This window comes from Nonlabens dokdonensis (assembly GCF_002162835.1).
In the GTDB taxonomy this organism is placed as follows: Bacteria; Bacteroidota; Bacteroidia; order Flavobacteriales; family Flavobacteriaceae; genus Nonlabens; species Nonlabens dokdonensis_B.
In genome coordinates, this window is the sequence record NZ_MAAX01000091.1 from 1 (window position 1) to 10,796 (window position 10,796).

General features: G+C 35.5%; 7 protein-coding genes. 5 read left to right on the forward strand and 2 right to left on the reverse strand.

Going from position 1 to position 10,796, the window contains the following annotated elements:
- Window positions 1-309 (reverse strand): PLP-dependent transferase (locus A9Q93_RS05710; protein WP_303686419.1); only part of this gene is annotated, 309 nt, incomplete at its 3' end.
- Window positions 310-468: 159 nt separating this feature from the next.
- Between A9Q93_RS05710 and A9Q93_RS05715 the strand changes: the two genes are divergently transcribed.
- Entirely contained in the window at window positions 469-900 is a 432-nt protein-coding gene (locus A9Q93_RS05715) for a hypothetical protein (RefSeq protein WP_303686420.1), read from the forward strand.
- Window positions 901-955: 55 nt separating this feature from the next.
- Here the strand turns inward: A9Q93_RS05715 and A9Q93_RS05720 are convergent, their stop codons facing one another.
- Window positions 956-1,879 carry a histone deacetylase gene (locus A9Q93_RS05720; protein ID WP_303686421.1) on the reverse strand — a complete coding sequence of 308 codons (924 nt, stop codon included), beginning with the start codon at window positions 1,877-1,879 and terminating at the stop codon, window positions 956-958.
- A gap of 136 nt (window positions 1,880-2,015) precedes the next feature.
- Here A9Q93_RS05720 and A9Q93_RS05725 point away from each other — a divergent pair, with 136 nt between their 5' ends.
- The 4 genes from A9Q93_RS05725 to A9Q93_RS05740 all read left to right on the forward strand — a co-directional run bounded on the left by A9Q93_RS05725 (window position 2,016) and on the right by A9Q93_RS05740 (window position 10,734).
- Entirely contained in the window at window positions 2,016-2,471 is a 456-nt protein-coding gene (locus A9Q93_RS05725; RefSeq protein WP_303686422.1) for a hypothetical protein, read from the forward strand.
- 232 nt (window positions 2,472-2,703) lie between these two features.
- Window positions 2,704-3,918 carry a GTPase HflX gene (gene hflX, locus A9Q93_RS05730; RefSeq protein ID WP_303686423.1) on the forward strand — a complete coding sequence of 405 codons (1,215 nt, stop codon included), beginning with the start codon at window positions 2,704-2,706 and terminating at the stop codon, window positions 3,916-3,918.
- A 122-nt stretch (window positions 3,919-4,040) separates the two neighbouring features.
- Window positions 4,041-5,282, forward strand: a complete 1,242-nt coding sequence (locus A9Q93_RS05735; protein WP_303686425.1) for a M48 family metalloprotease — start codon at window positions 4,041-4,043, stop codon at window positions 5,280-5,282.
- Window positions 5,275-10,734 carry an AAA domain-containing protein gene (locus tag A9Q93_RS05740; RefSeq protein WP_303686426.1) on the forward strand — a complete coding sequence of 1,820 codons (5,460 nt, stop codon included), beginning with the start codon at window positions 5,275-5,277 and terminating at the stop codon, window positions 10,732-10,734. The genes A9Q93_RS05735 and A9Q93_RS05740 overlap by 8 nt, the downstream gene beginning before the upstream one ends.
- The last annotated feature ends 62 nt before the right edge of the window (window positions 10,735-10,796 follow it).

The following is a 10,796-nucleotide window of genomic DNA, read 5'->3' on the forward strand; positions in this document are numbered from 1 at the left end:
AGTAGAGATCGCGCTCATTCCACTTTCAAAAACAGCACAATCATCTGCTTGATCCCATAAACGCAATCTATTTTCTAAGATTTCAAGGTCAGGATTGTTAATACGGCTGTAAATCAAACCCATTTCTTCACCAGGAAGCTTTTCTCTTTTACCATAAGCAAGTTCAAAGAAAGCTTTACCTTCTTCGGCACTTTTAAAAACAAACGTAGAGGTTAAAAAAATAGGGCATTTTATAGCTCCTTCAGATAGTTCTGGTTTATAACCATAAGACATCATCAGGCTTTCAGGTTTCATAGATCGGTTGCTCATAATTAAGGCTGTTTAGATTAGTGCAATTTAATTTTTTTTTGATATTTCAAACGTTTTCGAAACATATTTTAATCACTCATAAAACAGATATTTATAGAGAACCATAAACGGTTTGTTAACTTTTTATTAACTTACAGTCCTAACCTTAAAATTTTAAATATGGCTTATTCTACACGACCTAAAATGTGGTTTTGGATTGTTGCAATTTTCTTTCTTTTATGGAATCTTATGGGCGTAGGCGCATGGAGTGCCGAAGCAATGGCAGGTAGCGATGCGATGATGGAAGGATATACCGAGGAGCAAATAGAATTCTACAACAGTTTTCCTAGCTGGTATACTTGGGCATATGGTGTAGCAGTTTTTGCTGGACTATTTGCTTGTATTGCACTACTTTTTAAAAAGAAACAAGCGGTATTACTTGCACTTCTATCACTGATTGCGGTAATTATATGCCGTGTTTATGAAATAACAGTAGACGCCTGGAGCATGATGGCAACAGTAGATAAATTTTTCTTGATCCTAGTACCAGTACTCTCCATCTTATTGTGGCTTTTTGCCCGAAGTGTTCGTCAAAAAGGATGGCTTAAGTAGTCCTTAGTTTATTTATCTTAAAACCTATAGAGTCGTGCAAATTTGTACGACTTTTTTAGTTAAAAATAGACCGCGCAACCCTAAACGTATTGGCATGCGCTTCAATTATCGTCTTAATTTCTGGAGAATAGCCGCCGCCCATGCTGCATTGCACTGGGATCATAGCGTTCGTTTTTGTTCTCGCTTTCGCGAAAGCGGATAAAGAAAAACGATCTCTCTCTTTACAACCTTCTAGAGTCATGCTTAGTTTACCGAGCTTGTCACTTTCTAAAACGTCCACACCGCACAAATAAAATATAAAATCTGGTTGTTCTTGAGCGATGAGATCTGGTAGCGTGTTTATTAGCTCGTTAAGATAATAATCGTCTTCAGAACCATCTGGTACCGCTATGTCTAGATCTGAAACTTCCTTTTTAAACGGATAATTGCCAGCACCTTGCATGGAAAAAGTGAACACGCTATCATCGTTTTGAAAAATTTCGGCAGTTCCATTACCTTGATGTACGTCTAGATCTACGATTAATATTTTTTCAGCAAGACCGTGATATTGTAAATATCTTGCAGCGATAGCTTGATCGTTGAGTAAACAAAATGCCTCGCCATGATCTGTATAAGCGTGATGCGTGCCACCAGCAATATTCATAGCTACTCGATAATCATAGGCTTTTAAACAACCTTCTATGGTTCCTTGTGCAATTCTCAATTCTCGTTCTACCAGTTGCTCACTAAGAGGAAAACCTAGTTTTCTAGCGGCTCTTTTATCTAGTGTTAATTCTTTTAAATCTTGTAGATACTGATCGGTATGAACTCTTAACACGTCAACTTCGTTGCATAATTTGCTAGGTTCAAAGAAGTCTGTTTCTATTGCTGTTCCTTCATGAAGTAACTGTTGCGGCAACAACTCGTACTTGAGCATCGGGAAACGATGTCCTTCTGGCAAAGGATGCTGGTAAATAGGATGAAAAGCTATGGGAAACAAATGCTGTTTTTATTTCAATTGATCCAAAAGTAAGTCTAACTAATCGGATCAGAATTACATGAAGTAAAAATTTATTTCAAAATAATAATGAGCGTTTTATGATGTCATTTATCTTTGTACAACTGAAATAAAAATTATGAAAAACACTTTTTATATAATTGCAATAGCAATGTTTACTTTGACTTCTTGTAAAAAAGAAGCCACCGCAGAAGAAAAAGCACTTGCCACCCAAATAGAAGCCTATGACGCTTTAATGACAGAAGCTATGGAAGTACACGACGAGATCATGCCTAAAATGGGCGAATTGATGGAGTTGCAAGGAGAAATTACTGAAAAAGCTGAGACAGGTGAATTATCAGATGCAAATCAAAGTTCTATCGTTGCAGAAGAATTAACGAAATCTCACGACGGTATGATGACGTGGATGAAGGACTATTCTGAAAAGTTTCCATATGGTGAGCCTTCTCCAGAAACTAAAGAAGCCATCGATGAAAAATTGCCTGCACTAGAACAAGAAGTAGAAGAGATCAAAGAACTAAGAGATCAAACGATGGAAGCGATTGAAAACGCAAAAGCTTTATTGAATAAGTAATATCCATCAACTTGATATCCTTTAAAAGCCGTTTTACTATTGAGGTAAAACGGCTTTTTTTTATGAATAGGTTTCCTTTAGTCTTAAGTAACATTTTGACCTTTACAAATTCATCTCCTTTATTACATCCATTTAATAAGTTATACGCATCCTTATTCATTTCCTAAGCTATTATTAAACATTACTATTCTTTAAACTAATAAAGTATCTTTGTTTACATTCAAAAACTTTTATGTTAGAATTAGAAAATCACGAATACGAAAAAGCGATTCTTGTAGGTGTCATCACCCAACAGCAAAATGAAGAAAAGCTAAATGAATATATGGATGAGCTAGAATTTCTAGCTTATACCGCTGGTGCGAGCGTTCATAAGCGTTTCCACCAAAAAATGCAAAAACCTAATCCTAAAACCTTTATAGGAAAAGGTAAAATGGAAGATGTAGCTGCCTATGTTAAAGCAAACAATATAGGAACTGTCATTTTTGATGATGAGCTGTCGCCAGCACAACAAAAAAATATAGAAAAAATTCTAGAGGCAAAAATCATTGATAGAACCTACCTAATTCTAGATATTTTTGCGCAGCGAGCACAAACAAGTTATGCACGCACTCAAGTAGAACTTGCTCAATACGAATATCTTTTACCTCGATTAGTAGGTTTATGGACACACCTTGAAAGACAAAAAGGTGGTATAGGAATGCGCGGTCCTGGAGAAACAGAGATTGAAACCGATAGACGTATTGTACGAGACCGCATTACCTTACTTAAAAAGAAGTTACTTACCATTGATAAGCAAATGGCAACACAACGCGGCAATCGAGGCGCCCTAGTCAGAGTATCCCTAGTAGGTTATACTAACGTAGGTAAAAGTACCTTGATGAATGCAGTTTCAAAAAGTGAGGTATTTGCAGAGAATAAGCTTTTTGCAACTCTAGACACGACGGTACGTAAAGTAGTTATAAGAAACTTACCTTTCTTACTTACTGATACTGTAGGTTTTATTAGAAAGTTACCTACTCAACTGGTGGAATCCTTTAAATCTACATTGGATGAGGTAAGAGAGTCTGATTTACTATTGCATGTGGTAGATATATCTCATGAATCTTTTGAAGATCACATAGCATCTGTAAATAAAATATTAGGTGAAATAGATGCTGTTGATAAACCTACCATAATGGTTTTTAATAAGATTGATGCTTATAAAGCGCAAGATTATGACGAAACAGATTTAATGGAAGAACGTACCTCAGCTCATTATTCTTTAGAAGAGTGGAAAGAAACATGGATGGCAAAAATGGGAGAAGACGTCATTTTTATTTCTGCCACTGAGAAGGAAAATATGGAAGATTTCCGTAAGAAAGTATATGATAAAGTGCGTGAGATTCATGTAAAACGTTTTCCTTATAATTCCTTTCTTTACCCAGATTATTCTGAAGAAGAAGAATAAGAAACACTATTGTGGTAAGGTTATTACATTGATAGCAGTATAAAAACCTTTGTTCCTCTTATTAATAACTCATAGGTTATCCCTAAATTTAGAATCTGTATTAGATTTTGAATAATAGCTACATGACTGAAGATCTTGCGATGGATCAAAATGCGGTTTTAGAACCGCTAGCATACCATAGAAAATTACGTAACCATTTAAAAAGCCGCAAGAAAACCTGGCAATGGTTCAAAGACGAAAAGGTCAAAACTCAACAAGTAGAATCCTTCAAAAAGGACTTACTTAAAAACACCTATCGTCTTGATCAAGATAGCCACAGTTCCTTATATAATATAGCCAGAGAAATATGCAGCACATTAAATATTGATGCTCAAGTCATATTTTACCAAGAGAACAATAGCATCCAGCTCAATGCCAGTATTTCTATACTTGAAAAGGAAGCGCACATCGTTTTTTCTGGTAACATTTTACAATTACTAGATGATCGACAGCTCAAAGCCCTAGTGGCTCATGAATTATCACACTACCTGTTTTTTAAAATAGAAGATGGTGATTATGAAGTTACACAACGTATAGTGCTTGCTCTAGCAAATGATTCCCGAAGCGAGGACAGTATTATCGAGACGGCTCGTATTTTTCAATTGTATCTTGAATTATTTTGTGACGCTGGCGCATTTAAAGTCTGTCGCGAACATTATAGCGTGATCCAGATGCTTATTAAGTTAAATACCGGACTTGCTGAAGTAAACGCACAAAGCTACCTAGATCAGGCCAAAGAAATCATTAGTCAGGAAGAAGAATCTACAAATCAAACCACTCATCCAGAATCTTATATAAGAAGTATTGCACTTGATTTAAAAGCGCGCAAAGAAAAAGATTACGAAGAAAAACTGCACCAACTCATTGAAGGAAAATGGGATATCAATAGCCTCGACATCTTTGAGCAAGAAGCAACTAGAAAGCTTACCTTAAACTTCATACAACTCATTCTTAAACCTCAGTGGATGAACTCTGCAGCAGTAACAAATCATGCACAACAATATTTCTCAGAGTTTAAAAGAAGTGATGAGGTAGATATAAGCACGCTTTCGCGAAGGCTAAAACATACCACACCTAGTACAAAGAGCTATTTATGTTATGTATTACTAGATTTTTCTAGAATCGATAGCGCTTTAGAAAAACTACCGCTAGCACATACTTTAGAAATTGCAGAATTGCTGGAGCTTCAAGAAGATTACGAGCGCATTCTAAGAAAAGAGTTAAAAATGACTATTAGAGATTTTAAAAAGCTCAAAGAAGATGCTGTGGCAGATTTAAGTAAAGTGACCGAAAACCAAAATAATAGCATTTACGACGATGAGTGATTATAAAGCAAGCTTCTTTGCCTTACTAGACGAGCTTAAAGAATATGGTGGTAGTACTACTCAAGATTTTATAGCACGAGTATTACCATTGCTAGAAAAAGCGCACTTCTTGAGATCACACAATAAAGTATTAGGTATCTATTCTATAGATGATGTTTATTATAATGGTAGAACTCTAGTCACAGACTCTGAAGGAAAAGAATTTAAAAAAGGTCCCAATAGAATACTTACTAAGCCTACACAACGTTATGCCGTTGAAGTAAGCGGTAATTATAGCGAGATCAGTAAAGTAGAAGGTGATGATTATGATCGTAATATTTTTGACGATCAAGCGATTCAAGAAGATTTAGATAAGCCAGTTACAAAACCGGTCTATTTGCCATTTTACAAATCTTGGGATCTTGCTACAGGTCATTACGATCCACTGACAGAGGTTTTTACTTTAGGTTTTATAATGGCTAGTGTAGCATATGCCATTGATTTTAGAGATAAAGATGAGCTTAAAAAATTTATAGAAAATAGAGAACGGCTTTATTTCTATAATAAAGATTTGCATCCTACTATCCACCACGTCATAAGAGAAATGACGCCTCTTTATCGAGAAGATAGAGCTCCTAGTCTAGAAGAAATAATTGCAAAGCTTAAAAATTACAGAGATTTTAATCCGGAGAATTATGTAGATCTTACAGATACCGAAGGTTTTAGAAATCTCAATCTATCAGATCGAGGCAGTTATATTCTCGACAAGCTAAAACGTAGGCTATTTGACATTTCTAAAAGAAACAAACTACTGTATTTTAATGACAGAGGAAGCTTTATGAATCTCACAGAAGCTTCTATCCCTATGTTGCTGGATTATAAAAATATAAGTGAGAAAGACTTGATATTTTGGAGCAGTCACATTGAGCAGCAATTTGTGAGCAAGAAAAAAGTCAATCTTAATAAATACCTGGACTTAAGGAGAAATAGATTTCTAGCGCCTGCACTTAATAAATTAAGGCTCGAAGCTCGTAAAAGTAAAAATGAGTATGGTTTTGATCAGTTAAGAGTTGTTGTAGCCTTTTTACACTGGTATAACTTTAAAGAAAGTGAAGAAGAGCGCATCAGCTCACCGCTGTTATTGTTACCGGTTTCTTTAACTAAGAAAAAAGGAATAAAAGACAAGTATGAATTAACCATTAACGATACTGAGGCTGAGATCAATCCCGTATTAAGTTACTACTTGAAAGATCTTTATGACATCAATTTACCTGACTTTGTTAATCTAGAAACCAGTAGTGTTGAAGATCTGGTACAAAGTATTAGAAATCAAATTTCACTAGGTGGAACTGGAATAGATCTCCAGTGGCGCGACCAGCCTAAAATACAGCTCATTCATAAAATTGCTAAGCGCAATTTTAAACTTAAAAAACGCAAGCTTAACAATCGCAACTCAGGATTAAGTACTCGTAATTATGATTACTCCTATGAAAGCGATAACCTCAAACCATTAGGCCTTGCTATTTTCAATGATCTGATTGCCAAAAAACACAATGAGTTAGAGTATATCATCAACGAGGACATTAATCCTTACTCTGATCTTGCCGTAGCAGAACGTAGACGCAGTTTCTATCATACTGATAATGATGGAGAAGTGAATCCGCTGGTGTGGGAAGTAGATACCTGTAATATTACCCTAGGAAATTTTAATTACCGTAAGATGAGTCTCGTACGAGATTATTCTGAAATCATAAAAGCAGATATTAAAGATGAGGTCTTTGATGAACTCTTTAGCGATCAGCCTAAAAACATCAACTTAGAAGGTTATAAAAAAACCAAGCTAGAAGAATTATATCCTATAATACAATCAGATCCTACTCAATCGCAAGCGGTACTCAAAGCAAGGTCTGGTGAGAATTATATTATTCAAGGTCCGCCAGGAACTGGTAAATCACAAACCATTACTAACCTCATTGCAGATTATGTTGCACGCGACCAGAAGGTATTATTCGTTTGTGAAAAACGTGCTGCTCTCGATGTTGTTTTTCACCGTTTGAAGAACAAAAAACTAGACGAGTTATGTTGCTTGATTCACGATTCTCAAACCGATAAAAAATCCTTTATCATGAATCTTAAAGACACTTATGAGTCTTTTATGAAGAAGGATATGAATACGGTCTCGCTTTCGCGAAAGCGAGAAAAAACCATCCAAGAAATAGAATCTCATTTGTCTAGAATTGAGCAGTTTCACGATAAGATGCGAGATGGAGAACCGCCTTTATATGAGCTATATCAAGTGCTCATACAATATTATCAAGAAAAAGAATTGCTGTCTGATCGAGAGCTGATTTACTTACCATTTTACAAAGAGTGGAATGAAAATCAAACTTGGATCACCGATTTTATAGCGCAAATTAAGCTCAATAATCATGGAAACAGTATTGCCGATTATTCATTAAATGGTCTTTCTAATAAATTATTAGATGCTCCTAATGCAAAAGCAGCCGTTTTAGAAAAAATAGATGTAGCGACTGCTGCTCTAGATAGTTTTATAGAGTTGCTCGATAATCAAAGTATGGAAGTAGAAGAGCAATCTATAGATGCATGGAAAAAGGAGTTTGAATTTGCTCAAAAAATATCCAATATCATTGAGAAAGATGCTTTGGGGATTTTTGATAAGAATAGCATTGCAGCATCAGAGCTAGATAACCTCAACCGCAAGCTTGAAAAACAAAAGAAATTACATGAGCGATTTGTAGAAGAAAACAAACTATGGACCCAAAAATTTAACGCTACAGATGCTCAAACGGCTCTAGAAAAATGGAATAAACTAGACGGGAGTTTCTTTAAATTTTTAAATCCAAGTTGGTACCAACTTAAAAAGCAGGTAAAAGGAGCTTATAATTTTGGCGCGCATCAAATCGTACCAGAAATAGGAAGCGTTCTTAGAACATTAAATGAAGAATATACTGCTCTTACTGAACTTGAAGAACAGCGATATGAGGCTGCACAACGATTTGGATTGAAAGATTACCTTACAGATTATGCCTGGATTGAAGAACAGCAACGAGAGCCAGATGCTATTATCAAGAAATGGCTGTCTAGTGATTATAGCAGCTACGTGCGTTCTTTATTAAACTTTTCTAACAGATTTGAAACGCTATACAGCGCGCTGGAGGAATTGTTTTGCAATTTTGGTAACACTGAAATAGCAGTATTTGATCAAAAGTTACAAGTTGCAAAAAATAGCGTTCATACCTTAGGCTTGTTCACTCCATTTATCAAACAGTTGCATAAAACCAGTCCTGCAATGCAAGAAAATTTGCGAGTTAAAGACTGGCAAACAGAAGATATTGCTTTTCACACCGCATTCAAGTCAGTGAAAGAAATCTATGAAAAAGATCCTGTATTCTCTCAGTCTAGCGAGGATAGACTGTCTAATTCTGTGCAGAAAATTAGTTCTTTACTAGATGCTTATTACAACTCAAACGTAGATTTCATACGTTCTAAAATTAGAGATCAATTTCTCAATAAGGTACGCATTACAGAATCAGTTGCTGCACAACTCACTGAAGAAGAAAAAGAGCTTAAGAAAAAGTACAATGCGTCTAGACGTATTTTAGAAAATGAATTTGGCAAGAGTATGCGCTATAAATCCATACGAGAACTGGCAACCGGAGATGCGCAAGATATCATGACCACATTAAAACCTGTATGGTTAATGAGTCCATTAAGTGTAAGTGATTCTATGCCTATCGACACTTCTATTTTTGACGTTGTTATTTATGACGAAGCTTCTCAAATAACCGTAGAAGAAGGCGTGCCATCGTTATTTAGAACCCATCAAACCATTATTGTAGGAGATGAGATGCAAATGCCACCTACTAACTTTTTTAGTTCAAACGCTGTAGATCAAGAAGAAGATGAAGAAGAAATAGAAGAACGAACTGGTATCAATCTCGACGCCGATAGTCTTTTAAATCAAGGAGCTCGTAAATTAAGTTCTGTCATGTTAGGCTGGCATTACCGTAGCCGTCGGGAGAGTTTAATCAGTTTTAGTAATGCTGCTTTTTATAAAAGAAATCTACTCACTATTCCAGACAGTCGTATTCCTAATGCTGGAATTGATCCATTGCCTCCTATAATTGATCCCGATCAAGAAATCGATCCTACAAATATTTTGAACAGAAGTATAAGTTTTCATTATTTAGAAAATGCTGTATATCATAAACGCACTAATAAAGATGAAGCCGCATATATCGCAAATCTAGTACGTACCTTTTTACTGAATGATATTAAAAAAAGTATTGGGATAGTAGCTTTTTCAATGGCTCAGCAAAGTGTTATAGAAGAAGAACTGGAGCAACTTGCTTTAGAGTATCCACATTTTGGAAGATTACTAGAAGAAGAATTCCAGCGTACAGAAGAAGATCAATTTATAGGTCTATTTGTAAAAAATCTAGAAAATGTCCAAGGTGATGAAAGAGATATTATTATCATGAGTATATGCTATGGTTTTAATAACAAAGGCAAAATGTTTATGAATTTTGGACCTATCAATAGACGCGGTGGCGAGAAAAGACTCAATGTTATTTTCTCTAGAGCAAAACAAAACATGATAGTCGTTTCTTCTATTCAATCAGAACATATTAAAAACGATTACAATGAAGGAGCTAACTACTTCAAGCGTTTTTTAAAGTATGCCAAAAACATTTCGGACGGGCAACTTGCAGCTGCAAACTCTGTTCTAGACAGCTTACACTTGCACGAAGACGAGGAAGAAAAAATAAAGCGATTACCTATAATTCAGCAGCTCACTACTTTATTAGAAGAAAAAGGTTATCAGGTAGATGATGCTGTAGGTCAATCTCACTTTAAATGTGACCTTGCAGTAAAACAAAGCGACTCCTCTTCTTACTTACTTGCTATTTTAATAGATCGTTCAAATCATTACCGCACTGATGATATTTTAGAACAATACTGCCAGAAACCGAGTGTTTTAAAAGCATTTGGATGGAAATTGCAACATGTTTATAGTAAAGACTGGTTAGAACAACCAGAACGTGTGATAGAAAAGATCATGCAAAAGTTAGAAGGAAAAGAGGAAGAAAATGAATCTGAAATCAAAAATGAACTTGAAGCAGAATCACAAACTGAGAGTGAGGAAACCACAGAAGATATATCTATTAAAGAATCCGAAACAATAGAAGAAACTACTTCTACTACCCTAGAAGCTAGAAAACAAGAAACTTCTAAAGACGATCTTACCTTCAAGCGTTATGAATTTTCAGAAGGTTCCAGTAATAAGTTTTGGGAAATAGCCGTGGACGGATTTGATATTGTCACGCGTTATGGACGCATAGGAAATTCTCCTCAAGAAAGTAGGAAAGAGTTAAAAGATCAAGTTTCTGTCTTAAAAGAAGAAATGCGATTGATAGGCGTAAAGACTAGAAAAGGTTATCGCCCGGTTTAAATAGTAAAAAAGTTTGAGAGATTGATATAAAAAAACCGCCTGTTAGCAAAGACTGCTATACA

Excerpts from the sequence above, each read along its gene's own strand:
- A9Q93_RS05725 (WP_303686422.1), top strand. The coding sequence starts at position 2,016 with ATGAAAAACACTTTTTATATAATTGCAATAGCAATGTTTACTTTGACT.
- A9Q93_RS05740 (WP_303686426.1), top strand. The coding sequence starts at position 5,275 with ATGAGTGATTATAAAGCAAGCTTCTTTGCCTTACTAGACGAGCTTAAA.
- hflX (WP_303686423.1), top strand. The coding sequence starts at position 2,704 with ATGTTAGAATTAGAAAATCACGAATACGAAAAAGCGATTCTTGTAGGT.
- A9Q93_RS05735 (WP_303686425.1), top strand. The coding sequence starts at position 4,041 with ATGACTGAAGATCTTGCGATGGATCAAAATGCGGTTTTAGAACCGCTA.
- A9Q93_RS05715 (WP_303686420.1), top strand. The coding sequence starts at position 469 with ATGGCTTATTCTACACGACCTAAAATGTGGTTTTGGATTGTTGCAATT.